General features: G+C 57.5%; 25 protein-coding genes. 21 read left to right on the top strand and 4 right to left on the bottom strand.

The window, feature by feature from the left end; all coding sequences use genetic code 11:
- Positions 1 to 440 precede the first annotated feature (440 nt).
- Positions 441 to 1349: a formate/nitrite transporter family protein gene (locus NG99_RS16005; protein WP_034895070.1), complete on the bottom strand. Its 909-nt coding sequence runs from the start codon at positions 1347 to 1349 to the stop codon at positions 441 to 443.
- A gap of 243 nt (positions 1350 to 1592) precedes the next feature.
- Between NG99_RS16005 and ccmA the strand changes: the two genes are divergently transcribed.
- The 10 genes from ccmA to mlaA are packed head-to-tail and all read left to right on the top strand — an operon-like array spanning position 1593 to position 9356.
- Positions 1593 to 2210, top strand: coding sequence for a cytochrome c biogenesis heme-transporting ATPase CcmA (gene ccmA, locus NG99_RS16000; protein ID WP_034895067.1), 618 nt, complete (start codon positions 1593 to 1595; stop codon positions 2208 to 2210).
- A complete protein-coding gene (gene ccmB / locus NG99_RS15995; protein ID WP_034895063.1) occupies positions 2210 to 2869 on the top strand; it encodes a heme exporter protein CcmB in 660 nt (219 codons plus the stop codon). Before ccmA ends, ccmB begins: the two co-directional genes overlap by 1 nt.
- Positions 2870 to 2927: 58 nt before the next feature.
- Positions 2928 to 3671 (top strand): heme ABC transporter permease, encoded by a 744-nt coding sequence (locus NG99_RS15990; RefSeq protein WP_034895059.1) that lies wholly within the window; start codon positions 2928 to 2930, stop codon positions 3669 to 3671.
- Positions 3668 to 3901: a heme exporter protein CcmD gene (ccmD, locus tag NG99_RS15985; RefSeq protein ID WP_034895056.1), complete on the top strand. Its 234-nt coding sequence runs from the start codon at positions 3668 to 3670 to the stop codon at positions 3899 to 3901. The genes NG99_RS15990 and ccmD overlap by 4 nt, the downstream gene beginning before the upstream one ends.
- Positions 3898 to 4389: a cytochrome c maturation protein CcmE gene (ccmE, locus tag NG99_RS15980; RefSeq protein WP_034895054.1), complete on the top strand. Its 492-nt coding sequence runs from the start codon at positions 3898 to 3900 to the stop codon at positions 4387 to 4389. The genes ccmD and ccmE overlap by 4 nt, the downstream gene beginning before the upstream one ends.
- Complete coding sequence (locus NG99_RS15975; protein WP_034895051.1) at positions 4386 to 6341, top strand: heme lyase CcmF/NrfE family subunit; 1956 nt, start codon at positions 4386 to 4388, stop codon at positions 6339 to 6341. Before ccmE ends, NG99_RS15975 begins: the two co-directional genes overlap by 4 nt.
- Positions 6338 to 6895, top strand: coding sequence for a DsbE family thiol:disulfide interchange protein (locus NG99_RS15970; RefSeq protein ID WP_034895049.1), 558 nt, complete (start codon positions 6338 to 6340; stop codon positions 6893 to 6895). Before NG99_RS15975 ends, NG99_RS15970 begins: the two co-directional genes overlap by 4 nt.
- On the top strand, positions 6892 to 7350 hold the full coding sequence (locus NG99_RS15965; RefSeq protein WP_034895045.1) for a cytochrome c-type biogenesis protein: 459 nt from the start codon (positions 6892 to 6894) through the stop codon (positions 7348 to 7350). Before NG99_RS15970 ends, NG99_RS15965 begins: the two co-directional genes overlap by 4 nt.
- Positions 7350 to 8561, top strand: coding sequence for a c-type cytochrome biogenesis protein CcmI (ccmI, locus tag NG99_RS15960; RefSeq protein ID WP_034895042.1), 1212 nt, complete (start codon positions 7350 to 7352; stop codon positions 8559 to 8561). Before NG99_RS15965 ends, ccmI begins: the two co-directional genes overlap by 1 nt.
- A 33-nt stretch (positions 8562 to 8594) precedes the next feature.
- Positions 8595 to 9356: a phospholipid-binding lipoprotein MlaA gene (mlaA, locus tag NG99_RS15955; RefSeq protein WP_034895039.1), complete on the top strand. Its 762-nt coding sequence runs from the start codon at positions 8595 to 8597 to the stop codon at positions 9354 to 9356.
- Positions 9357 to 9422: 66 nt separating this feature from the next.
- Here mlaA and fadL read toward each other — a convergent pair whose 3' ends face one another.
- Positions 9423 to 10706, bottom strand: coding sequence for a long-chain fatty acid transporter FadL (gene fadL, locus NG99_RS15950; RefSeq protein ID WP_034895036.1), 1284 nt, complete (start codon positions 10704 to 10706; stop codon positions 9423 to 9425).
- A 378-nt stretch (positions 10707 to 11084) separates the two neighbouring features.
- Here fadL and NG99_RS15945 point away from each other — a divergent pair, with 378 nt between their 5' ends.
- The 4 genes from NG99_RS15945 to sixA all read left to right on the top strand — a co-directional run bounded on the left by NG99_RS15945 (position 11085) and on the right by sixA (position 15678).
- Entirely contained in the window at positions 11085 to 11381 is a 297-nt protein-coding gene (locus NG99_RS15945) for a YfcZ/YiiS family protein (protein ID WP_084110552.1), read from the top strand.
- Positions 11382 to 11552: 171 nt separating this feature from the next.
- Positions 11553 to 12863, top strand: coding sequence for an acetyl-CoA C-acyltransferase FadI (fadI, locus tag NG99_RS15940; RefSeq protein ID WP_034895033.1), 1311 nt, complete (start codon positions 11553 to 11555; stop codon positions 12861 to 12863).
- Between the two features lies 1 nt (position 12864).
- Positions 12865 to 15024 carry a fatty acid oxidation complex subunit alpha FadJ gene (gene fadJ / locus NG99_RS15935; protein WP_034895030.1) on the top strand — a complete coding sequence of 720 codons (2160 nt, stop codon included), beginning with the start codon at positions 12865 to 12867 and terminating at the stop codon, positions 15022 to 15024.
- A gap of 171 nt (positions 15025 to 15195) precedes the next feature.
- Positions 15196 to 15678 carry a phosphohistidine phosphatase SixA gene (sixA, locus tag NG99_RS15930; RefSeq protein ID WP_034895026.1) on the top strand — a complete coding sequence of 161 codons (483 nt, stop codon included), beginning with the start codon at positions 15196 to 15198 and terminating at the stop codon, positions 15676 to 15678.
- Between the two features lie 35 nt (positions 15679 to 15713).
- On the opposite strand, the gene smrB is transcribed toward sixA, so the two are convergent.
- Positions 15714 to 16265: an endonuclease SmrB gene (gene smrB / locus NG99_RS15925; RefSeq protein ID WP_034895024.1), complete on the bottom strand. Its 552-nt coding sequence runs from the start codon at positions 16263 to 16265 to the stop codon at positions 15714 to 15716.
- A gap of 189 nt (positions 16266 to 16454) precedes the next feature.
- Here smrB and prmB point away from each other — a divergent pair, with 189 nt between their 5' ends.
- The 6 genes from prmB to NG99_RS15895 all read left to right on the top strand — a co-directional run bounded on the left by prmB (position 16455) and on the right by NG99_RS15895 (position 21075).
- Complete coding sequence (gene prmB, locus NG99_RS15920; RefSeq protein WP_034895021.1) at positions 16455 to 17387, top strand: 50S ribosomal protein L3 N(5)-glutamine methyltransferase; 933 nt, start codon at positions 16455 to 16457, stop codon at positions 17385 to 17387.
- A 24-nt stretch (positions 17388 to 17411) separates the two neighbouring features.
- On the top strand, positions 17412 to 18497 hold the full coding sequence (gene aroC / locus NG99_RS15915) for a chorismate synthase (protein WP_034895018.1): 1086 nt from the start codon (positions 17412 to 17414) through the stop codon (positions 18495 to 18497).
- A 4-nt stretch (positions 18498 to 18501) separates the two neighbouring features.
- Complete coding sequence (gene mepA, locus NG99_RS15910) at positions 18502 to 19326, top strand: penicillin-insensitive murein endopeptidase (protein ID WP_034895015.1); 825 nt, start codon at positions 18502 to 18504, stop codon at positions 19324 to 19326.
- 9 nt (positions 19327 to 19335) lie between these two features.
- Complete coding sequence (locus NG99_RS15905; RefSeq protein WP_034895011.1) at positions 19336 to 20139, top strand: sulfite exporter TauE/SafE family protein; 804 nt, start codon at positions 19336 to 19338, stop codon at positions 20137 to 20139.
- A 79-nt stretch (positions 20140 to 20218) separates the two neighbouring features.
- Positions 20219 to 20764 (top strand): elongation factor P hydroxylase, encoded by a 546-nt coding sequence (locus NG99_RS15900; RefSeq protein ID WP_034895008.1) that lies wholly within the window; start codon positions 20219 to 20221, stop codon positions 20762 to 20764.
- 29 nt (positions 20765 to 20793) lie between these two features.
- Positions 20794 to 21075: a YfcL family protein gene (locus NG99_RS15895; protein WP_034895005.1), complete on the top strand. Its 282-nt coding sequence runs from the start codon at positions 20794 to 20796 to the stop codon at positions 21073 to 21075.
- A gap of 47 nt (positions 21076 to 21122) precedes the next feature.
- Here the strand turns inward: NG99_RS15895 and mnmC are convergent, their stop codons facing one another.
- A complete protein-coding gene (gene mnmC, locus NG99_RS15890) occupies positions 21123 to 23132 on the bottom strand; it encodes a bifunctional tRNA (5-methylaminomethyl-2-thiouridine)(34)-methyltransferase MnmD/FAD-dependent 5-carboxymethylaminomethyl-2-thiouridine(34) oxidoreductase MnmC (protein ID WP_034895003.1) in 2010 nt (669 codons plus the stop codon).
- Positions 23133 to 23289: 157 nt separating this feature from the next.
- On the opposite strand from mnmC, the gene fabB reads away from it, so the two are divergent.
- The gene (gene fabB / locus NG99_RS15885) at positions 23290 to 24513 is read left to right on the top strand and encodes a beta-ketoacyl-ACP synthase I (RefSeq protein WP_034895000.1); all 1224 of its coding nucleotides are present in this window, start codon (positions 23290 to 23292) and stop codon (positions 24511 to 24513) included.
- Positions 24514 to 24534 lie beyond the last annotated feature (21 nt).

Genomic DNA, 24534 nt, shown 5'->3' with positions numbered 1-24534 from the left:
TCCATTTAACTAAGGAGACAGCGGCGGGCAGTATAGCGCGCTTTTAGCCGCAGATTAACCACTTACCCGCCTGACTGCTGGTTTTGTCGCCAGTTGGCGGCGTTTTATCCATTTTCTTACCGACGAATTTGATCTCAACATGCTTTAGCGCCGTAAGGTCTCAAGGCTAAATTGGCGATACTTGCTCTGGATCAATATTCCCCTCTTTTTACAGGCCTAATGTAAAGCAAAGTCACTCCACTGCTGAACCCTGACGCCCTGAAGAGGTAAGACGATGTCTATGAAACTGTCCCTTGCGGTTATCACCCTGATTTGGCTGGCCTACGTGGCTTATGCAGGCACATTTTACGCCAGCACCTGGGCAATGTTTAATTAGCGGCGGAGAAAGGCAGCAGACGTGTCCGCCTGCTGCTAACCTCCAGCCATTGCCCAAAACGGGTTTACCTAACATTATCTTGCTTTTTTGCCTGAGCTTTGGCGTCGGCCTTTGCTTTTGCCCTGGCTTTAGTGCTCATATCGTTGCGGATCTGCGCGTGGCTAATCACCGCAAAGATAAAGGTGCCGCCAATAATGTTACCTGCAAGGGTCGGCAGGGCGAACGGCCAGAGGAATTCATGCCAGCTGATAAGACCATTAAATACCAGGTACAGCACCTCAACCGAGCCAACGACGATATGCGCCAAATCGCCCAGCGCCACCAGCCAGGTCATCAGAATAATCACCCAGATTTTTGCGGCGCCGGCTGAAGGGAACATCCATACCATGGTGGCGATGATCCAGCCGGATACCACGGCGTTGGCAAACATCTCTCCTGGGGGATTCTCCATCACCTTTTGACTGATGGCGACAAAGGCTTGTTTTGTGGCGCCATCAAAAACAGGCATATGGCTGAAGGCCAGCGAGGCCAGCCCGGTGCCTGTCAGATTGCCGCCAAGCACAATGCCCCACAGACGCAGCAACAACAGCAGATTGCTGCCGGTGGGTTTGTGCATAATCGGCAGCACGGCGGTCACCGTGTTTTCGGTAAATAGCTGCTGGCGCGCCATGATCACGATGATAAAGCCGAAGGTGTAGCCGAGGTTCTCCAGAAGAAATGCGCCCGGCACGCCCTCCAGGTTGACCTGAAAAATGCCCTTAGCCATCAGCGAAGCCCCCATGGAAAGCCCCGCCGCAATGGCGGAAAACAGCAGGGCCAGGCCATCACGTTCCAATTCCTTTTCCCCTTCCTGGCGGATCTGCTCATGGACGGCGGCGGCGCGCGAGGGAAGAACGTCCTCATCCACCTCTATTTCTTCACCCTGTTCACTCTCTTTGCTTTCGACTTCGCCATCATCCTGTTTCTTAATCATTATTCTTTTTCCCAGCGGTGTTGTTTCTTTTAAGCGTAGCGGGTTTCCCGGGGAGATAAAATGTTATGAAGTTCTGGCTAAAAAGTAACAAACTTTTAACTGCAACAGGTTTTTGCGCGATTTGTGACGCATAAAGGGCATAATGCCTGCAAAGTAGCGCGATGCTGACCGTCGGCAGGCTGCGATGAACTGATTGCCTGTGGTACTATTTCGCCCAACTCTTTTTAAGCGCGAACCTTTTTGATGTTGGAAGCTAACCATTTGACCTGCGTACGCGACGAACGCACGCTGTTCAGCGACCTCAGTTTTACCGTTTCAGCGGGCGATATTGTCCAGATTGAAGGGGCGAATGGCGCGGGGAAAACCTCACTGCTGCGTATCCTCGCCGGGCTGAGCCGGGCAGAGCAGGGCGAGGTGCTCTGGCAGCAGCAGCCAGTCCGACATCAGCGCGAAATCTGGCATTCCGTCCTGCTTTACCTGGGCCATCAGCCGGGGGTGAAGGCGATACTGACGGCGCGCGAAAATTTGCATTTTTACCATGCCAGTCAGCCGCAAGCGTCGCTGATGGCGGCGCTGGAAGAAGTGGATTTGGTGGGATTCGAAGATGTGGCCGTCGCGCAGCTTTCGGCGGGGCAGCAGCGTAGAGTCGCGCTGGCCCGGCTGTGGCTAAGCCGTTCGCCATTGTGGATCCTGGATGAACCGCTAACGGCGATCGACAAGTCCGGCGTGGAGAAACTGATGACGTTATTCAGCCGCCATGCTGAGAACGGCGGCGCGGTAATTTTAACAACGCATCAGGATTTACCGGCCGCGCAGCGCACAGTTCGCAAAATTCGCCTCACCTCTTCGGAGGTAGTCTGATGTTTTGGCGAGTGTTTAAGCGTGAACTGCGCATTGCGTTTCGTAGCGGTGCCGAAATCATCAATCCGCTGTGGTTTTTTCTGATCGTCATTACTCTGTTCCCGTTGGGAATTGGCCCGGAGCCGCAACTGCTGGCCAGAATTGCGCCGGGTATCGTCTGGGTCGCCGCGCTGCTCTCGTCGCTGCTGGCGCTCGAACGCCTGTTTCGCGATGACTTTCTGGATGGTTCGCTGGAACAGCTACTGCTGCTACCCACGCCGCTACCCATCACTGTTCTGGGGAAAGTGGCCGCTCACTGGGTGATCACCGGGCTGCCGCTGCTGCTGCTGTCACCGCTGGCGGCGCTGCTGCTTTCGCTGGACTTTGCCAGCTGGCGCGCGATGGCGCTGACCCTGCTGCTGGGCACGCCAACCCTGAGCTTCCTTGGCGCGATAGGCGTCGGATTAACGGTGGGGCTGCGTCGCGGCGGCGTATTACTGAGTTTACTGGTTCTGCCGCTGGCGGTTCCGGTGCTGATCTTTGCCAGCGCAGCCATAGACGCTGCCGGTATGGGATTACCGATTGACGGCTACCTGGCTATTTTAGGCGCTCTGCTGGTGGGCAGCGCCACGCTGGCACCGTTCGCTACGGCTGCCGCATTGCGGGTCAGCGTGCACTAACAGACATTTTAATAATAAAGACCAGAACGCTTTTCTTTTTTATGTGAGCAAAATAATAATGTGGAAATGGTTACATCAACTCGGTAAGCCTGAGCGGCTGTACCGCTTATGCGGTCGTTTACTGCCCTGGTTCGCGGTGCTGGGCATCGTCACGCTGCTGCTCGGCTGGATTTGGGGATTTGGTTTCGCGCCGGCCGATTATCAGCAGGGCAACAGCTATCGCATCATCTATATCCATGTCCCGGCCGCTATGTGGTCAATGGGTATCTATGCCTCAATGGCTATCGCGGCATTTACTGGCCTGGTCTGGCAGTGGAAAACGGCGGATCTGGCCGCGGCGGCGATGGCGCCGGTCGGCGCCGTTTTTACCTTTATCGCGCTGATCACTGGCTCCGCCTGGGGCAAGCCAATGTGGGGCACCTGGTGGATTTGGGATGCCCGCCTCACCTCCGAGCTGGTGCTGCTGTTCCTTTATATGGGCGTGATTGCCCTGTACAACGCCTTCGACGACCGCCGGATGGCGGGGCGGGCCGCCGGGATACTGATCCTGGTGGGGGTGGTTAATCTGCCGATTATTCATTACTCGGTGCAGTGGTGGAACACGCTGCACCAGGGCTCTTCCGGTATGCTTCAGCAGGCGATTGACCCCAGTATGCGCACGCCGCTGCGCTGGTCGATCCTCGGCTATCTGCTGGTGTTTATCTCTCTGACGCTGATGCGCCTGCGCAACCTGATCCTGTTTACCGAGCGTAACCGCCCGTGGGTGGCCGACGTGGCCGCGAAAGGAGGGCGCAGCGCATGACGCCAGCTTTCTCCTCCTGGCCGGCGTTCTTCGCGATGGGCGGCTACGCCTTTTACGTCTGGCTGGCGGTGGCCTGCACGCTGATTGCTCTTACCGGGCTGGTATTGCATACGATTGTCCAGCGCCGCCGTCTGCTGAACGCCATCCGCCAGCGGCAGTCGAGGGAACGCCGTATTCACGCCGCCAAAAGTAAAAAAATCGCCGGAGAAGCCGCAGGAGAGCAACCGTGAACCCCCGCCGTAAAAGCCGACTGATCGTGGTGGTCGCGATCCTGGTGGGGCTCGGCCTTGCCACCTCTTTGGTGATGTACGCGCTGCGTTCAAACATCGACCTTTTCTATACGCCCAGTGAAATTCTCAACGGCAAAGGTGAGGCTCACCGCAAGCCCGAGCCGGGCGAGCGCCTGCGCGTTGGCGGCATGGTGATGCCGGGCAGCGTCAGGCGCGACCCGCACACGCTTCAGGTCTCCTTCAAGCTGTATGACGGCAACGGCGTTATCAGCGTCAGCTATCTCGGCATTCTGCCTGACCTGTTCCGCGAAGGGCAGGGCGTGGTAGCGCAGGGCGTGCTGGAAGAGGGCAACCTGGTGAATGCGAAAGAAGTGCTGGCGAAACATGATGAAAAATACACGCCGCCGGAAATTGAGGACGCGATGAAAACGAACCATAAAGGGCCGACGTCGGCTTATCAGGCTTCAGCCCCTGGCGGCCAGTCATGATGCCGGAAATCGGCAGCTTTCTGCTCTGCCTGGCGCTGGCTATTTCACTGTTGTTAAGTCTCTATCCGCTGTGGGGCGCCTCCCGTCAGGACCGTCGTCTGATGGGGCTGGCGCGGCCGCTGAGCTACGCGCTGTTTGCCTGCGTGCTGGGGGCTTTTGCGGTGCTGGTGCACGCATTCGTGGTGAACGATTTCAGCGTGGCCTACGTCGCCACCAACTCCAACACGCTGCTGCCGGTTTATTATCGCATTGCGGCAACCTGGGGCGCGCATGAGGGATCGCTACTGCTCTGGCTGCTGCTGCTGAGCACCTGGACGCTGGCGGTGGCGCTGTTCAGCCGGGGAATGCCGATGGATTCCATCGCCCGCGTGCTGGCGGTAATGGGGATGATTAACCTCGGTTTTCTGCTGTTTATTACCCTGACCTCGAATCCCTTTACCCGAACGCTGCCGGACTTCCCGATTGACGGCAGCGATCTGAATCCGATGTTGCAGGATATCGGCCTGATCTTCCATCCGCCGCTGCTGTATATGGGCTATGTCGGCTTCTCCGTGGCTTTTGCCTTCGCCATCGCCTCGCTCATGGCTGGCAGGCTGGATACCGCCTGGGCGCGCTGGTCACGCCCGTGGACCACGGCGGCGTGGATCTTTCTGACCATCGGCATCGTGCTCGGATCGGCCTGGGCTTACTATGAGCTGGGCTGGGGCGGCTGGTGGTTCTGGGACCCGGTAGAAAATGCTTCCTTTATGCCGTGGCTGGCTGGCACTGCGCTTATCCACTCGCTGGCGGTGACCGAGAAACGCGGCACGTTCAAAGCCTGGACGGTACTGTTGGCTATTACCGCCTTTTCGCTGAGCCTGCTGGGCACCTTCCTGGTGCGATCCGGCGTGCTGGTCTCCGTCCACTCGTTTGCTTCCGATCCGGCGCGCGGCATGTTTATCCTTGCTTTCCTGGTCATCGTCATCGGCAGCTCGCTGCTGCTGTATGCCATTAAAGGCGGCAAGGTGCGCAGCCGGGTGCAGAATGAAGTCTGGTCGCGCGAATCTTTCCTGCTGGGCAACAACGTGCTGCTGATTGCCGCCATGCTGGTCGTACTGCTTGGTACGCTGCTGCCGCTGGTGCACAAACAGCTGGGACTTGGCAGTATTTCGATTGGCGAGCCGTTCTTTAATTCGCTGTTTACCTGGCTGATGGCGCCGATGGCCCTGATGCTTGGCATCGGTCCGCTGGTGCGCTGGCGTCGTGACGAGCCGCAGAAGCTGTGGAAGCGGCTGGCGGTAGCGGTAGTCGGCACGCTGGCGCTGTCGATCGTGCTGCCGTGGCTGATGCAGGATCGCATTGAGGCGATGGCCGTTGTCGGCCTGCTGATGTCGATCTGGGTCATCTTCCTGACGCTGATGGAACTGCACGAGCGCGCCACGCACCGGCATAGTTTCTTGAAGGGCTTAACGCATCTTTCCCGCAGCCACTGGGGCATGGTGCTGGGCCACCTTGGCGTAGCCGTGACCGTTATCGGCATCGCCTTCAGCCAAAACTACAGCGTGGAGCGCGATGTCAGAATGCGGCCGGGCGACTCGGTAGATATTCACAATTACCACTTCACCTTTCGTGATGTGCACAGCTTACAGGGGCCGAACTACTCCGGCGGCGTGGGGATTATCGACGTGACGCGTAACGGCGAGCATGAAGCGACGCTGCACGCGGAGAAGCGCTACTACAGCGTGGCCCACACCATGATGACGGAGGCGGCGATCAACGGGGGATTCACCCGCGATCTGTACGCCGCTTTGGGCGAAGAGCTGGGCGATAACTCCTGGGCAGTGCGCATTTACTACAAGCCTTTCGTTCGTTGGATCTGGTTCGGCGGCGTATTTATGGCCGTTGGCGGAATTTTCTGCCTGTGCGATCCGCGCTATCGTTCACGCAGGAAAGCGCAGAAGGAGCTGGCATGAACCGCAAAATTCTTTATATCCCTTTGGTGCTGTTCCTGCTGCTGGCGGCGGCGCTGATGTGGCAGCTCAATCGTAACGCTAACGGTGACGATCCCACGCTGCTGGAGTCTGCGCTGGTGGGAAAACCGGTGCCGGTCTTTAAGCTGGAGTCGCTGGATCTGCCGGGCAAAACCTACGATCAGTCAGTGCTGACCGACGGTAAGCCGATCCTGCTGAACGTCTGGGCAACCTGGTGTCCGACCTGTCGCGCAGAGCATCAGTATCTCAATACGCTGGCGTCGCAGGGGGTTCGCGTGGTGGGGCTGAATTATAAAGACGATCGTAATAAGGCGATTAACTGGCTGAACTCGCTTGGCAACCCCTATGCGCTGAGTCTGTATGACGGCGACGGTATGCTGGGATTGGATCTGGGCGTCTATGGCGCGCCGGAAACGTTCCTGATCGATGGCAAAGGAATTATTCGCTATCGTCACGCCGGTGATATGAACGACGACGTCTGGCAGCGTGAGGTAAAGCCGCTATGGGATAAATACAGCAGGGAGGCTGGCGCATGAAGTGTTGGTCAGGCCTGTTGCTGGCCCTGCTGATCAGCTGCGCTGCGCTGGCTGATAATATTGATACCTATAAATTTACCTCGGTCGGGCAGGAGCAGCAGTATCGTCATCTGACCGAATCACTCCGCTGCCCTAAGTGCCAGAACAACAGCATTGCGGATTCCAATTCGATGATCGCCAGCGACATGAGGCTGAAGGTTTACGAGCTGCTGCAAAGTGGGCAGACACCGGATCAGGTCAGGCAATATATGGTGGCGCGCTACGGCAATTTCGTCACCTATGAGCCGCCGGTTATGCCCTCAACCCTTGTGCTCTGGGCCGGTCCGGCGCTGTTTGTCATTATTGGCGCGCTGGTGATTATTCTGCGCAGCAGAAAGCGCCCGCTGGATGACGAGATCAATGCGGAACAGCAACAGCGCCTGAACGCGCTCTTAAAGAATAACAGGAAGCAATAATGGGTGGATTCTGGTTAACCCTTTTCGGACTGCTCGTCGCCTCCTGCGCGCTGTTGCTGATTGCCGGAGGGCGCAAGCATCGTCCGGTGGCGATCGCACGCGATGCGCTGAACAAGTCCTTCTATCACCAGCGGCTGAAAGAGCTGGAGGAGGATGAAGAGCAGGGCGTGGTGGGCGAGCGACAGCAGATGATTCGCGAGCTACAGCAGACGCTCCTGCTGGATATACCTCAGGATGAAGAGATCGTGGAGCGCAGCGTGGGCCGCTGGGTGCTGGTGCCGGGGATGCTGGTGCTGGTGGTGGTCAGCCTGGGCTTCTATTTCAAGACCGGAGGTTTTGCTCAGGTGATGTCCTGGCAGCAGGTGCAAAACGATCTGCCGGCTCTGCGCGCTCAGGTGATGGACCCGAACGCCAGGCCGCTGAACATGGAGGAACTGGCCAGGCTCGGCCTGGGCGTACGCAGCTCATTGCAACAGGATCCGCAGAACGTCAATGACTGGCTGATGCTGGGCCGGATAGGCATGGTGCTGAATAATGCCGCCACCGCCACCCAGGCTTTTCAGCACGCGATGCAGCTGGCGCCCGATAACCCAGAAGTGAAGCTAAGCTATGCGGATGTTCTGACCCGTTCACCGGACCCGGAAGATAATCGTCAGGCTGGAGTGATGCTTAATGAGATGCTTAAAACCGACGGCGGCAATTTACGGGTGCTGAGTCTGTTGGCATTTAATGCTTTTAGCCAGCAGCGTTACCCTGAGGCCATTGCCAACTGGCAAAAGATGTTACAATTGTTACCAGCTGACGATAAGCGGGTGGCGATGATCCAACGCAGTATCGAACAGGCTAAAACGGAATCCGGTAAGCAAAACAGCCATCTGGCGCTTTCCGTCAGCCTGGCTGCCGGGGCAGAAAAAATGTTGCCGGCTGGCGGAGTGTTGTATATTTCCGTTGCTGATGGTGTTTCTCCCGTCCCGGTGGCGGTGAAAAAATTACCGTTAAGCCATTTTCCTTTATCGCTGACGCTGGATGACAGCAATGCCATGATGCCGGAGCGCCTTCTTTCTGCCCAGCATCAGGTTCAGGTTCGGGTGCGTATCTCGCGCGACGGCAGTGCCAATCCACAGCCTGGGGACTGGTTTGGCACCAGCGCCGTCTCGCCATTTGATGGTCACCAGCAGCTGTCTGTTGAGATTAATCAGCAGCAGCCGTAACGGCGGTATTACATTGACGACAGGGAGAAAGATATGAGCTACCGCGTGACGGGCGTAGCGCTAGCCAGCGTGCTGCTGATTGGGTGTGCCAGTTCGAACACGGCGGACCAGCCGCAGGGGCGGTCAGATCCGTTTGAGAGCTTTAACCGCTCGATGTTCAACTTCAACTACAACGTGCTGGATCCTTATGTGGTGCGTCCTGTGGCGGTGGCCTGGCGTGATTACGTGCCGGTGCCTGCCCGTAGCGGGTTGAGTAACTTCTTCAGCAACCTCAATGAACCTTCGACCATGGTGAACTACTTTATTGAGGGAAAACCTTATAAAGCGATGGTCCACTTCAACCGCTTCTTCCTGAACACCCTGCTGGGGATGGGCGGCTTTATTGACGTGGCGAGTATGGCGAATCCTAAGCTGGCAAAAGAGGAACCGCGCCGCTTTGGCAGCACCCTGGGCAACTATGGCGTGGGCTACGGTCCTTACGTGGAGGTGCCGGGCTACGGCAGCTTCACGCCGCGTGAAGACGTTGGCGGGCTGGTGGACGATCTCTATGCGCCGCTCAGCTGGCTGACCTGGTGGATGTCGGCAGGCAAATGGGCGCTGGAAGGGGTGGAAACCCGTGCCCAGCTGCTGGATTCGGATGCGCTTCTGCACAACTCGCAGGATCCGTATGCCTTTGTCCGTGCCGCTTATTTCCAGCACCACGATTTCCTCGCCAGCGACGGCCAGCTTATCCCGCAGGAAAACCCCAACGCCTCGGCAATTCAGGACGATCTGAACGATATCGATTCAAACTAAAGCCGGTTTGTTGCGCAATAAAAAAGGCCTGTCTTGCGACAGGCCTTTTGCTTTTGCAGCCGACGTTTAGAACTTGTAGTTAAAGTTCGCGCCGTACAGCCAGGCCTTACCGGTTGAGTTGAAGGTGTAGTCACCCTCCTGAACGGTGACGTGCTGGCCGTGCATATAAGAGACGCCAACGTCAACAGAGGCATCCGGGTTGAAGGCATAGGAAGCCCCGGCGCTCAGCCACAGACGATCCTGATCCGGGATGGAGATAGAGCGGTTTTCTGCCGGAACCGGGCTGTCATCAAAGGCGATACCGGTGCGGAAGGTCCAGTTATCGTCGTAGAAATAGGAGGTGCCCAGCGCGATGCGGTAGGCGTCCTTAAAGCTTTCGTCTTTATAGAACAACGTCTGACCATTGCTGCCGGTGGCCTTCAGCTGCTGGAACTGGCTCCAGCTGGTGTAGGTCAGGCTGTAGTGTACGGCCCACTGCGGCGCGACTTTATTATACCCGGACAGCTCCCACATCTCTGGCAGGTTCAGCGTCAGTGAGCCAGGAATGGTGTTGCCACTGGTGCCGTACGGCAGGCCGAAGTTGCCCGCCTGGTTAATTGGGTTGATATAGGTTGGAATACTGCTCTTATAATCGCCGTCAAAGTCGACTTTCACTTCAGAGCGGTAGGTAAACCCGTAGCGGTTATTCTCGTCCACTTCATAAAGAATACCGGCGTTCCAGCCGTAGCCCCACTCATCGCCCTTCAGGTGCGCAATCTGCGTGTCGGCTGGCATCCCCAGCGCCGCGCCGGACTCACCGGCATAACGTTCAATCTTAGCCCGCGCATAAACCGCATCGAACCCAACGCCAAAGCTGAAGTTCTGATTAAGGCGATAAGCGGTGCTTAAATTAAAGTTGACGGTTTGCAGGTCAGTTTTTCCGGCGTAGCCGCCAGCGGTGTAGTCATTATTAAATTCTGTCGCCAGACCATAATTAGAGGTGGCAGACGCGCCTAACCACCACTGGTCGTTAATAGGCTGCACGTAATGAATATTGGGGATCCACTGCGTCGGCGCAATATTATTCGCATCAAGGCTACGGCCAGACTGGCTCTTGCCGCTAATATCAACATCAGGATCGATAAATACTGCACCGATGGAGAACATAGGGCGGTCCATCAGCGCCATGGTCGCGGGGTTGCGGCTGGCTGACGCCGCCGTATCGCCCATAGCGCCTTCGCCGGAATAAGCACGGCCCAGACCTATGGCAGAAAATTCATTCAGCTGAAAGCCGGCCGCATAAACGTTCGAAGAGACAATTGCCACTGCAGCTGCGAGCGCAGACTTCGCAAACAGGTTTTTATGGTTCATGACCACAACCTCATTTATCTGATTTTTATTAAACTCTGTTACGTAAGGTAACAAGGGATCGCGAATTGTAGGGGCTGACATACATCTAACAAATCAGACCAGTGCGCCAAGTATAGGTCCGACCTGTGGTTATGTTGCAATATTGTTTTGTAGATATTTCAAAAATGATCCAAGAAAAGAGATCTGCTTAACAAAAAGCTGTCGGTTCGAAATGACCACGTTGCGTTCAGTTTGTTCTGGATCAATTTTAACTGTGATTTTCGTCACTTAATGGCGCTAACACGGCGCGTTACCAGACAAGTTTTGACGTCAGGGGTAACATAGTCAGTCATGATTACACTATCTGCTGCTGTCAAAGCGGCTAACTGGAGATTTCCGATGACCCATGCCATTAACAAATGCAGCGCCAATGAAACCGCAGCCTGCTGCTGCGTCGATGTCGGTACTATCATGGACAACACTGACTGCACCGCCAGCTGGAGCCAGCTGTATGACAACCATCAGCAGGCTGAAGAGATGCTTAAACAGCTGACTGATAAGGCGCGCCAGGTTGAATCCGAACCCTGCGTGATCAACGCCCGCTTTAATGAACAGCCTGCTGGCGTAGAGCTTGATGTCGATTTCACCTTCAGCTGCCAGGCTGAAACGATGATCTTTCAGCTGGCGCTGCGCTAGTCTCCGGCCGTTGATAATGAGTGGGGACGCCCGCTCATTGTCAGGCAAAGCGTGTTTGCTCTCGCAATTTTCTCTTAATCCCCGTGCAGAATGATAAAATCTGGTTAACCTTAGAGGTCAGACCTCTTTGGCAATGATGCCGTACGGAATTTCTTCTTAAGGGTGATCAGAATGAGCAAAGCGCTTCCTTTGCTGACGCGTCAGGGCGAACGCATCGCGATTACACACGGGCTGCGAACGCCTTTTGCCCGTCAGGCTACGGCGCTACACGGCATTCCGGCGATTGAGCTGGGACGAATGGTGATTAGCGAACTGCTGGCGCGCAGCGAGTTACCGCCGGAGGTGATTGAACAGCTGGTGTTTGGTCAGGTTGTGCAAATGCCTGAAGCGCCAAACATCGCCCGTGAAATTGTGCTGGCAAGCGGCCTTAGCGTACAGACCGATGCCTACAGCGTCAGCCGCGCCTGCGCCACCAGCTTTCAGGCGGTGGCTAACGTCGCGGAGAGCCTGCTGGCGGGGACTATCCAGGCCGGTATTGCCGGCGGCGCCGACTCTTCATCCGTGCTGCCCATCGGCGTCAGTAAAAAGCTGGGCCGGGTGCTGGTCGACCTCAGCAAGGCTAAAAGCTTTTCGCAAAAAATGAAGCTGTTCAGCCAGCTTCGCCCGCGCGACCTGCTGCCGGTGCCACCCGCCGTGGCGGAATACTCAACCGGACTGCGGATGGGCGACACGGCGGAACAAATGGCGAAAAGCTACGGCATCACTCGTCAGCAGCAGGATGCGCTGGCGCACCGTTCACATCAGCGTGCCGCGAGGGCCTGGCAGGACGGACGGCTGGCCGGTGAGGTGATGACCGCCTTTGTGCCTCCCTGGCGCAAAGCCTTTCAGCAGGACAACAATGTCCGCACGGATTCCACGCTTGAAGACTATACGCGCCTGCGTCCGGCCTTCGATCGCCAGCACGGGACCGTCACCGCCGCCAACAGTACGCCGCTGACCGATGGGGCCGCGGCGGTGGTACTGATGACCGAATCCCGCGCCAAAGAGCTGGAGGTGGCGCCGCTGGGCTATCTGCGCAGCTACGCTTTCACCGCCATCGACGTCCGGCAGGATATGCTGCTGGGGCCTTCTTATGCCTCCCCGCTGGCGCTGGACAGGGCGGGGATCACCCTGAACGATCTGACGCTGATCGACATGCACGAGGCGTTTGCCGCCCAGACGCTGGCTAACCTGAAAATGTTTGCCGATGAGCGCTTCGCCCGCGAGGTGTTAAATCGTCCTCATGCATTGGGCGAGGTGAATGAAGAGAAATTTAACGTGCTGGGCGGCTCAATTGCTTACGGGCATCCCTTTGCGGCTACCGGCGCCAGAATGATTACCCAGACGCTGAACGAGCTACGTCGTCGCGGCGGCGGTCTGGGGCTGGTGACGGCCTGTGCCGCTGGCGGTTTAGGCGCGGCAATGGTGCTGGAGGCGGAATAATATGCAAAATACCTCGGCTTTTAGCCTGACGATGCGGCTGGATAACGTCGGCGTGATCGTCATTGACGTCCCCGGCGAGAAAATGAATACGCTAAAGGCGGAGTTTGCCGGGCAGATCCGCGAGGTGATTGCCAAAGCGCGCAGCAATCCGCACCTTGCGGGGCTGGTGCTGATTTCCGGCAAGCCCGACTCGTTTATTGCCGGCGCGGATATCTCAATGATAGCGGCCTGCCAAACGGCGCAGGAAGCCGAAACGCTGGCGCTGGCGGGGCAGAAGGTGATGGCGGAAATTTCCTCGCTGTCGGTTCCGGTTATTGCGGCGATCCACGGCGCCTGCCTGGGCGGCGGTCTGGAGCTGGCGCTGGCCTGCAATCAGCGCGTTTGTTCGCTGGATGACAAAACCCGCCTTGGTCTGCCGGAGGTCCAACTGGGATTGCTGCCGGGATCGGGCGGGACGCAGCGGTTACCGAGGCTGATTGGTGCCTCAAAAGCGCTGGACTTGATCCTGACCGGCAAAACGCTGCGGGCGAAGCAGGCGCTAAAAATAGGGCTGGTGGAAGAAGCGGTTCCTCAGGCTATTCTGCTGGAAACGGCGGTGAACATGGCGTTAAAAGGCCGCAAGCCCCGCAAAACGCTGCCGCTGGGCGAGCGGCTGCTGAATGCTCCCGCAGGCCGGGCGCTGCTGTTTGCGATGGCGAGTAAACAGACCGAAGCGAAAACCAAAGGCAACTATCCCGCCACCCGCAAAATCCTGTCGGTGGTCAAAACCGGCCTGTGCAAGGGCAGCCATATTGGCTACTCGGAGGAGGCGAAAGCCTTTGGCGAGCTGGCGATGACGGCGGAATCGGCGGCGCTGCGCAGCATTTTCTTCGCCACTACCGCCATGAAAAAAGAGCGGGGCGCTGACGCCAACCCCCGCGAGGTGAAGTCAGTGGGCGTGCTTGGCGGCGGGTTAATGGGCGGCGGAATTGCCCTGGTCACGGCAACGCGAGGCGGGCTGTCGGTGCGTATCAAAGACATCAATCCTGAAGGTATTAATCATGCGATGAAATACAGTTGGGATGCGCTGACGAAAAGCGTGCAGCGCCGACATATCCGTGCGGCTGAACGGCAGCGGCAGATGGCATTGATCGGCGGCGGTACTGATTATCAGGGATTCCGGCATCGCGACGTGATTATCGAAGCGGTATTTGAAGATCTGACGCTGAAGCAAAAAATGGTGGCCGAGGTGGAGGCGAATACCTCAGTCGACACGATTTTTGCTTCTAACACCTCCTCACTGCCGATCGCCGATATTGCGGCTAACGCTCAACGGCCGCAAAACGTCATTGGCCTGCACTACTTCAGCCCGGTCGACAAAATGCCGCTGGTGGAGGTTATCCCTCATCAACATACTGCGGCAGAAACGGTCGCCACCGTAGTGGCTCTGGCGAAGAAGCAGGGTAAAACGCCGATTGTGGTAGCCGATCGCGCGGGCTTTTATGTTAACCGTATTCTGGCTCCCTATATTATTGAAGCGATGCGCTGCCTGCTGGAAGGAGAGCCGATTGAGGCTATCGACCGGGCGCTGGTCAGGTTTGGCTTCCCGGTAGGGCCGATTCAGCTACTGGATGAAGTGGGAATTGACGTAGGCACCCACATCATGCCCGTGCTGGAAAAAGCCTGGGGAGAGCGTTTCAACGCGCCGGAAGCCTTTGATGCGGTGCTGAACGACAACCGTAAAGGGCGCAAAAATGGTCGGGGCTTCTATCTTTACGGCGGTAAAAAGTTCGGCGCTAAAAAGTCCGTTGACCAGAGCGTGTACAAGCTGCTTAACCTGAAGCCCGAAGCGCGTCTCAACGCAGAGTCAGTAACGGAGCGCTGCGTGATGATGATGCTGAACGAAGCGGCGAGAACGCTGGATGAAGGCGTTATTCACGGTGCCAGGGATGGCGACATCGGCGCGGTCTTTGGCATCGGTTTCCCTCCTTTCCTGGGCGGCCCGTTTCGCTATATGGACCGTCTTGGGATCTCGCAGGTGGTGAACACATTAGAGCGGCTGATGCAGGTTCACGGCGAGCGGTTTACGCCGTGCGGGGCGTTGCAACAGCGGGCAGCCTCCGGGCAAACTTTTTACAAAGCCGAAGGGAAATTGAATAGCCATGCGGATTCAGCGGGTTAGATTTTACCGCTAAAAAAAGGGCGCTTTGGCACTGTTCTGGAAAGCGCTCATTTAGTAAACAATCGGTTGACTATACTCAGGGCATTGGGGTACAACACAGCGTTCATTCACTGAATGAAGAGTCGGAAAGCTGTGTTTTCCGGCGTTTATGTTTAACAACAGCGGTGCATTATGCAAGTTTTCATTATGCGTCACGGCGATGCGGCATTAGATGCAGCTAGTGATTCAGTACGACCCCTGACTCATTGCGGATGTGATGAATCACGCCAGATGGCGAAATGGCTTAATGGCCAGACGGTAGATATCGAACGTGTGTTGGTCAGCCCCTACCTGCGTGCTGAACAGACGCTTTCTACGGTCCGTGAAGCGCTGACGCTGCCGGAAGGGCAGGAAGTGTTGCCAGAACTGACGCCGGGCGGCGATCCCGCGCTGGTTGCCAGCTACCTTCAGGTGCTGGCCAGGAAAGGCGTGAAGTCGGTGCTGGTGATTTCTCATCTGCCGCTGGTTGGCTACCTGGTGTCTGAGCTCTGCCCGCAGGAAGCGCCGCCGATGTTTGCCACCTCAGCGATTGCCAGCATTGATTTTGATGCCGACAGCAGCAGCGGCAAGCTGGAGTGGCAGGTCAGCCCCTCTAAACTGGCGAAAGCCATGTAATGCTGGCGGGCCAATTCCTCTGGCCCTTAGCCGTCTTAAGGAAGCTCAGGCGGCTGCCACTCTTCTACTTCAATCAGCACCAGCAGTACGGCATCGCCGCCGAGTGGCTTGGGAGCCTGATGAAACGCCATCACCATCGGATGCTGGGCCAGCCATAGCGGCGTCTGCTGTTTTAGTACGTGCTTGCCGTGACCGTGCATCACGCTGGCGCAGAAAATGTGTTCGCGACGACAGGCCGCAATCAGCGCTCCCAGCTCCACCTTCGCCTGCTTCTGCGTTAATCCATGTAAATCCAGAAAAATTTCCGGCGAATAATCGCCGCGGCGTAGCTTTTTCAGCTCGTAATGGCTGACGTCGCTGCGCACGTAGCGCGTCGGACCTTCCGCCGCCAGCAGCGGCTGAAACTCATCCGAAAAATAGTGGCTGGCGTCCATCTGCTCGGAAAGCCGCTTTTTCTGCGGCACTTCAGATATCTTCTTACGCGGCGGCTTATGGACGATAGTATCCTGAGCCAGCTTTCGGGTGCCGGTCATTAATCCGCGAAATAGCGCGAGATCCTCGGCGCTGAGAGGCTGTTTTTTGCTCATCGGGTTCTCATTATCCGGCTTATACGATCGCAAAACGCCGCGATACGCTATTTTAGCAAGTGCCAACAGTCTACCCTGACTCGCTGCGGCAAAAAACAAATGTCAGCTTTTTCACGCCGCCGCGCTGAATTATCGTCAGCTTCATGGCAAACTAGCTGCCGAGTTTTCGCAAGGCCTGTGGAGGGCAGTTTGGACAAAATTTTCGTCGATGAGGCAGTCAGCGAGCTGCACACCATTCAGGATATGCTGCGCTGGTCGGTCAGTCGTTTTTCCGCCGCCGAGCTCTGGTATGGTCACGGCACCGATAATCCCTGGGACGAAGCTGTTCAGCTGGTCTTACCCACCCTGTATTTGCCGCTGGATATCCCGGAAGATATGCGTACCGCGCGCCTGACCTCCAGCGAGCGCCACCGCATTGTTGAGCGGGTGATCCGCCGTATTAATGAGCGCATCCCGGTCTCTTACCTGACCAATAAAGCCTGGTTTTGCGGGCATGAATTCTACGTTGATGAGCGCGTGCTGGTCCCTCGTTCGCCAATTGGCGAGCTGATTAATGAGCGCTTCGCCACGCTGCTCCCCCACGAGCCTGCCCATATTCTTGATATGTGCACCGGCAGCGGCTGCATCGCGATTGCCTGCGCCTATGCCTTCCCGGACGCCGAAGTGGATGCGGTGGACATTTCCAGCGACGCGCTGGCGGTGGCCGAACAAAATATTGCCGCCCACGGTCTTGAGCATAACGTGACGCCGATCGGCTCGGATCTGTTCCGCGAGCTGCCAAAAACCCTCTACGATTTGATCGTCACCAATCCGCCTTACGTGGATGAAGAGGATATGGACGACCTGCCGAACGAATATCGTCACGAGCCTGAACTGGGCCTGGCCGCGGGCAGCGATGGCCTGGCGCTGGCTCGCCGTATCCTGGCTAACGCGCCGGACTACCTGAGCGAGCAGGGCGTACTGATTTGTGAAGTGGGCAACAGCATGGTGCATCTGATTGAGCAATATCCTGACGTGCCGTTTAACTGGCTGGAGTTCGCCAACGGCGGCGACGGCGTCTTTATGCTCACCCGTCAACAGATTGTGGATGCGCAGCACCACTTCAGCAGCTATAAAAATTAATGAAGAACAATAAAAGGGGACATCATGGCTGGTAACACCATTGGACAGCTTTTTCGCGTCACGACTTTCGGTGAGTCTCACGGCGTGGCGCTTGGCTGCATCATTGACGGCGTGCCCCCCGGCATTCCGCTAACCGAAGCCGATTTGCAGCACGATCTGGATCGCCGTCGCCCCGGCACTTCACGCTATACCACGCAGCGCCGCGAGCCGGACCAGGTAAAGATTCTCTCCGGGGTCTTTGAAGGCGTCACCACCGGTACCAGTATCGGTCTGCTGATTGAAAATACTGACCAGCGCTCGCAGGATTACAGCGCGATCAAGGACGTGTTCCGCCCTGGTCACGCTGACTACACCTATGAACAGAAATACGGGCTGCGCGATTACCGTGGCGGCGGTCGCTCCTCGGCGAGGGAAACGGCAATGCGCGTGGCCGCAGGCGCGATTGCCAAAAAGTATCTTGAGCTTAAGCACGGTATCAGAGTCCGTGGCTACCTGGCGCAGATTGGCGAAGTGGCCTGTGAGCTGAAGGACTGGGATCAGGTAGAACAGAACCCGTTCTTCTGCCCGGACCCGGACAAGCTTGAGGCGCTGGACGAGCTGATGCGCACGCTGAAAAAAGAAGGCGACTCTATCGGGGCGAAAGTGTCGGTAATGGCTGAAAATGTCCCCGTTGGCCTTGGCGAGCCGGTGTTTGATCGGCTGGACGCCGATCTGGCCCACGCGCTGATGAGCATCAACGCGGTAAAAGGCGTGGAGATCGGCGACGGTTTTGCGGTGATCGGCCAGCGCGGCAGCCAGCACCGTGATGAAATCCGTGCCGACGGCTTCCAGAGCAACCATGCGGGCGGCATTCTTGGCGGCATCAGCAGCGGGCAGCCGATCCTGGCGCACCTTGCCATGAAGGCGACCTCCAGCATTACCGTACCGGGTAAAACCATCAACCGCTTCGGTGAAGAAGTTGAGATGATCACTAAAGGTCGTCACGATCCCTGCGTAGGTATTCGCGCGGTGCCGATCGCGGAAGCGATGATGGCGATCGTACTGATGGATCATTTATTGCGTCAGCGTGCTCAGAACGCCGACGTGCACACGGACATTCCTCGCTGGTGACCGCATGAAAAAGACGCTGTTTGCGCTTTGCGCGCTGCTGGCCAGTGCTTCGGCTCTGGCGGCAACCCCCTGGCAGTCAATCCGTCAGCCGATTAGCGGAGCGCCGCAGTCGATTGGTCAGTTTGCTAACGGCTGCATTATCGGCGCGCAGGAGCTGCCGCTCAACGCGCCTGATTATCAGGTGATGCGCCAGGATCAGCGTCGTTACTTCGGGCACCCTGATTTAATTCTCTTTATACAGCGCCTGAGCAGCCAGGTTAATCATTTGCAGCTTGGCGAAGTGCTGATTGGCGATATGGGCATGGCCGCTGGCGGTCGTTTCAGCAGCGGTCATGCCAGCCACCAGTCGGGGCTGGATGTGGACATCTGGCTACAGCTGCCCAAAACGCGCTGGAGCTCGCAGATGCTGCTTAAACCGCAGCCGCTGGATCTGGTCGCGGCGGATGGCAAAAATGTGCTGGCGCGTCACTGGCAGCCGGAGATTGACAGCCTGATCAAGCTGGCGGCGAAAGACGACGAAGTGACGCGTATCTTCGTCAATCCTGCAATCAAAAAGCAGCTTTGCGCCGATGCGGGAGCCGATCGTGACTGGCTGCATAAGGTACGTCCGTGGTTTGGTCACCGCGCGCACATGCACGTACGCCTGCGCTGCCCGGTGGGGAGCCATGAGTGCCAGGATCAGCCTGCGCCGCCGCCGGGCGACGGCTGTGGTGCCGAACTGCAAAGCTGGTTCCTGCCGCCAAAACCCGGCAGCGGTGCGCCGGTGAAGCGCGAGCCACCACCGTTACCGCCTTCCTGTCAGGCTTTACTGGATAAACATCTGCTGTAGGGATAGAAAATGGATTGGTTTGTCATCAGCCCGCTACTGGTTGGGCTGCTGTTTTTCATTGCCATGCTGGCGGCATTTATTGATTCGATTGCCGGGGGCGGCGGGCTGCTGACGGTTCCGGCACTGATGACCGTAGGCCTCACGCCGGCCCAGGCGATAGCGACCAACAAGCTACAGTCGGTCGGCGGCTCTTTCTCAGCGAGCCTCTATTTTGTGCGGCGCAAAGCGGTAAACCTGCGGGAGCAGAAGCTTAACATCGCCATGGCTTTTATCGGGGCGGTGACTGGCGCCACCCTGGTCCAGCATATTCAGGCCGGGCTGCTGCGTCAGATCCTGCCGCTCCTGCTGATCGCCATCGGGCTGTACTTCCTGCTGATGCCCAAAATTGGCGAAGAAGATCGCCAGCGTCGCCTGCACGGCCTGCCGTTTGCGCTGGTGGCCGGTGGCTGCGTGGGGTTTTATGATGGCTTCTTTGGACCGGGCGCGGGATCTTTTTACGCGCTGGCCTTCGTTACGCTGTGCGGTTTTAACCTGGCAAAATCCACCGCCCATGCCAAAATCCTCAACTTCACCTCCAACTTTGGCGGCCTGCTGTTCTTTATGTTTGGCGGCAAAGTGGTGTGGGGCACCGGTCTGGTAATGTTGTTAGGGGCTATTTGCGGCGCGCGTTTAGGCGCGCGTATGGTGCTCAGCCGTGGACAAACGCTGATTCGCCCGATGGTGGTCATCGTTTCGGCGGTGATGAGTGCCAGGCTGCTGTATGACAGCCACGGCGCGGCCATTGCTTCCTGGTGTCGCCATCTTTTCGGCTGACGCCTCCGGCAGAAGGATCTGCCCTGTGCTCAGGTGCAGTGAGTTAATATGATTTTTAACGTCTCAGAAGAAAGCAAAAATGAACGATACCCACCACTATTCGCAGCTGATTGACATCTTTGACCGCTGCTTTTTTAACGATTTTCAGACACGCCTGATTAAAGGTGAGGACGAACCCATTTATCTTCCTGCCGATGACGAGGTGGATTACCATCGCGTTGTGTTTGCCCACGGCTATTACGCCAGCGCGTTACATGAAATTTCGCACTGGTGCATTGCCGGAGAAGAACGTCGCAAGCAGGTGGATTTTGGCTACTGGTATTGCCCGGACGGGCGCGATGCCATGACCCAGGGCCAGTTCGAAGCGGTGGAAGTGAAACCCCAGTCGCTGGAGTGGATGTTTTGTGTTGCGGCAGGGTTTCCCTTCAATGTAAGTTGTGACAATCTCAATGGAGATTGTGAGCCGGATCGCATTGCGTTTCAGCGCAAAGTCCATGCTCAGGTAATGAATCATCTGGAAAAGGGCCTTCCGGCTCGCCCGGCGCGTTTTATTGCTGAACTCTGTTCGTATTACTCAACGCCCCCGTTGACGGCGGCAAACTTTCCCTGGCCGGAAGATCTGTGATCGCGGGGAAAGAACGAATAAGGAATTGTATGATCGATGAATTTGAGGCGCGCATTCTGGCCCTGATCGACGACATGGTGGAAAGCGCCAGTGACGACGAGCTTTTTGCCAGCGGCTATCTGCGCGGGCATCTGACCCTGGCGGTCGCCGAGGTTGAGTTGACTGGCGATCACACGCCTGAAGCCTTGCAGATTCAGGTGCAGAACAGCCTGCAGAACGCTATTCAGGCCGGTGAACTGTCGCCGCGCGATCAGGCGCTGGTGATTGGCATGTGGGACAATCTGTTCCTTCAGGCCCGCAAGCCGGGCTGATGACCAGGCGGCCGCTGGCCGCCTGGCTCTCGCCAGCCGTTTTCCTCTTATCCAGCCGTTTTAACCGCTTTACCCTTCAGTAATTTCCTTACCCAGTAGCGATTAGGGTGCAGGGCCGCTAGCGTGTCGGCGTCGAGCGGAATCGGCTCGCCGCAAAGTTCGGCGGCCAGGACTTCTGCCCCCAGCGGGCCGCTGCATAACCCGCGTGAACCTAAGGCTCCCAGAACAAAAAGTCCCTGGTGTACCGGCGCTGGCGGTACTTCGTCCCTGTGCTGCGCCAGGTCTGCATACTGCGCCAGCGTCTGCTGATAGTCGGGTAGGGGACCGACCATCGGTAAATGATCGCGGGAAGCACAGCGTACGCCGCTGCGTGACTCTCCGGCGCTGACATCCACCTCTTTTGCCCAGTTGGCCTTCGGCAGGCAGCGGATTAGCCGTTCGCGGTTTTCCTGCTGGTCCTCTGCGCTGTAAGCCGTCGAGGCGTCGGCGCGATGATAGCTGGCGCCAATGCAATGATGCTGGTTATGCGGATTGGCCGGCGTCAGGTAGCCATCGTAGCACAGCACCTGTTTCAGCGGGTTCAGGCCTGGCGTGGTGGGGATATGGCTGACCTGGCCGCTGACGGCGTAGGCAGGCAGCATTTCGCTTTGCGCAAACGAGGCCAGCGTGTGGCCCGTCGCCAGCACCACGTTACGATGCGCCTGCTCAGGCTGGGAGCTGAACCGCAGCCGCCAGCCAGCTTCGGTCGGGATCAGTTCACTCAGCGTATGCTGCCAGCAAACCCGCAGGCCCTGCTGCTGCGCCAGCTCAACCAGCGCGGGCGTGAGCTGCCCCGGCGAGAGCCAGCCGCCGGAAGGCCAGGTCATCCCTCCACAGCCGGTTTCCACGCCGCAGAGCGCTTCCGCTTCCGCCGTCGACACCTCGCGGACTATCGCTTTCGGCAGATTCATGCTCCGCAGCTTAGCGATCTTCTGCTGACTTTTTTCGTCCCAGCCCAGTTGAGTGACGCCGCACCAGTCATGGTCGAACGTCACCGGCAGGCTGTCATAAAGGCGACGGGCGAAGGTGAAGGCCGCAGGGAAAAAGCGGGCCAGCGCCGGGTCGTGCTGGTTGAGTAACGGATAAAGAGCGCCCTGACGATTGCCGGAGGCACCTTCAGCGGCCTGGGCATCGGCACAATATAAGGTCACCTGTTTCCCCCGGCGCAGCAGCGCAAGGGAGAGCAGGGCGCTGGCGATGCCGCCGCCGATAATGGCGATATCATCGCCTTCGGCCGCCGGGCGTGAATACCAGGGCAGCTGCGCGCGGGTGTTAAGCGGTTGCTCAAGCGAACCGCACAGCATCTCGCGCTTGGGGCCAAACCCTTTGCTGCGGATCACGGTAAACCCGGCGTCCTGCAACCCTCTGCGCACGAAGCCAGCGGCGGTAAACGTGGCGAAGGTGGCACCTTTTCGCGCCAGCTTCGCCATGCAGGCAAACAGCTCTGGCGTCCACATATCGGGATTTTTTGACGGCGCAAAACCATCGAGGAACCAGGCGTCGACCTGCTGTTGCAGACTGTCATCAAAAGTGTGGATCAGCTGGTTAATATCGCCAAACCACAGGTCCAGCGTAACGCGACCGCCGTCGAGCAGCAGCCGGTGACAGCCGGGCAGGGCCTCCGGCCACCGTTCGCACAGCTTAGCGGCATACCCGGCCAGCTCCGGCCAGTTGGCCAGGGCGCTGGCTAAATCCGCAGCGCTTAAAGGATATTTCTCACAGCTGATGAAGTGTAAACGCTGTAACGTAGCGTCTGGGTGAGCTTCACGGAAGCGATCGAACGCCTGCCAGAGGGTGAAAAAATTGAGCCCGGTCCCGAAACCCGTCTCGGCGGCGATAAATAAATCGCGCGGATGCTGAGCAAATCGAGCGGGCAGCTGGTTGCCGCCAAGGAAGACGTGGCGCGTCTCTTCCAGACCATTCTCGTTGGAGAAGTAGACGTCGCCAAACGCTCGGGATACAGGTGTACCCTGTTCATTCCAGCTCAGTTCAGCATGTTCGATCGGGGCGGTTTTCAAGGTAAAAGCTCAGTTATCAGGCGGTGGCGCGATTGTAACGGTGTGAGCTGGCCCACGCAAATTTACAAAAGTTAAACGCTGATCGGACTTGTTCGGCGTACAACTGTAAGCTAAAGTGCGTGTCGAATCCTAATATAAGTAGTGAATGAGGTATTGAATGAAACGTGCAGTGATTACTGGCCTGGGTATCGTTTCCAGCATTGGTAATAACCAGGAGGAAGTCCTGGCGTCTCTGCGTGAGGGGCGCTCCGGCATTACCTTCTCGCAGGAGCTGAAAGATTCCGGCATGCGTAGTCACGTCTGGGGTAACGTCAAACTGTCTAAAGACGAAATCTCCGGCCTCATCGATCGCAAAGTGTTGCGTTTCATGAGCGATGCGTCCATTTATGCTTACATCTCTATGCTGGAAGCGGTAAAAGACTCCGGTCTGACCGCTGAGCAGTATCAGAACAACCCGCGCGTGGGTTTGGTTGCCGGTTCCGGCGGCGGCTCGCCTTTCTACCAGGCGGCCAGCGTTGACGGTATGCGTGCGAAAGGCCTGCGCGGCGTCGGTCCTTATATGGTTACCAAAGCGATGGCTTCAGGCGTCTCCGCCTGCCTGGCTACCCCGTTCAGAATTCACGGCGTGAACTACTCGATCAGCTCCGCCTGCGCCACTTCCGCTCACTGTATCGGTAACGCGGTTGAGCAGATCCAGCTGGGCAAGCAGGATGTGGTGTTTGCCGGCGGCGGCGAAGAGCTGTGCTGGGAAATGTCCTGCGAGTTCGATGCGATGGGCGCGCTGTCGACCAAATATAACGAAACCCCTGAAAAAGCGTCCCGTACTTACGATACCAGCCGTGACGGCTTTGTTATCGCTGGCGGCGGCGGCATGGTGGTGGTAGAAGAGCTGGAGCACGCGCTGGCTCGCGGTGCGCACATTTATGCAGAAGTGGTTGGCTACGGCGCCACCTCTGACGGTGCGGACATGGTTGCTCCTTCGGGTGAAGGCGCAATGCGCTGTATGCGTCTGGCCATGGCCGACGTCAATACTCCAATTGACTACCTCAACACTCACGGCACCTCTACGCCAGTGGGCGATGTCAAAGAGCTGGGCGCTATTCGTGAAGTGTTTAACGACACTATGCCTGCGATGTCCGCGACCAAAGCCATGACCGGCCACTCGCTGGGGGCTGCTGGCGTGCAGGAAGCCATTTACTCTCTGCTGATGCTGGAGCATGGTTTTATCGCGCCAAGCATCAACATCGATGAGCTGGATCCGGCTGCGCAGGGGCTGAATATCGTGACTAAGCCAACCCAACAGAAGCTGAAAACCGTCATGTCTAACAGCTTCGGCTTTGGCGGCACCAACGCCACGCTGGTGATGCGTAAGCTCGACTAACGCCAACGGGGGCGAACCTTC

The organism is Erwinia typographi (assembly GCF_000773975.1).
GTDB lineage: Bacteria > Pseudomonadota > Gammaproteobacteria > Enterobacterales > Enterobacteriaceae > Erwinia > Erwinia typographi.
The sequence above is the reverse complement of the archived record's forward strand: the minus strand, read 5'-3'. Positions and strand labels throughout refer to the sequence as shown.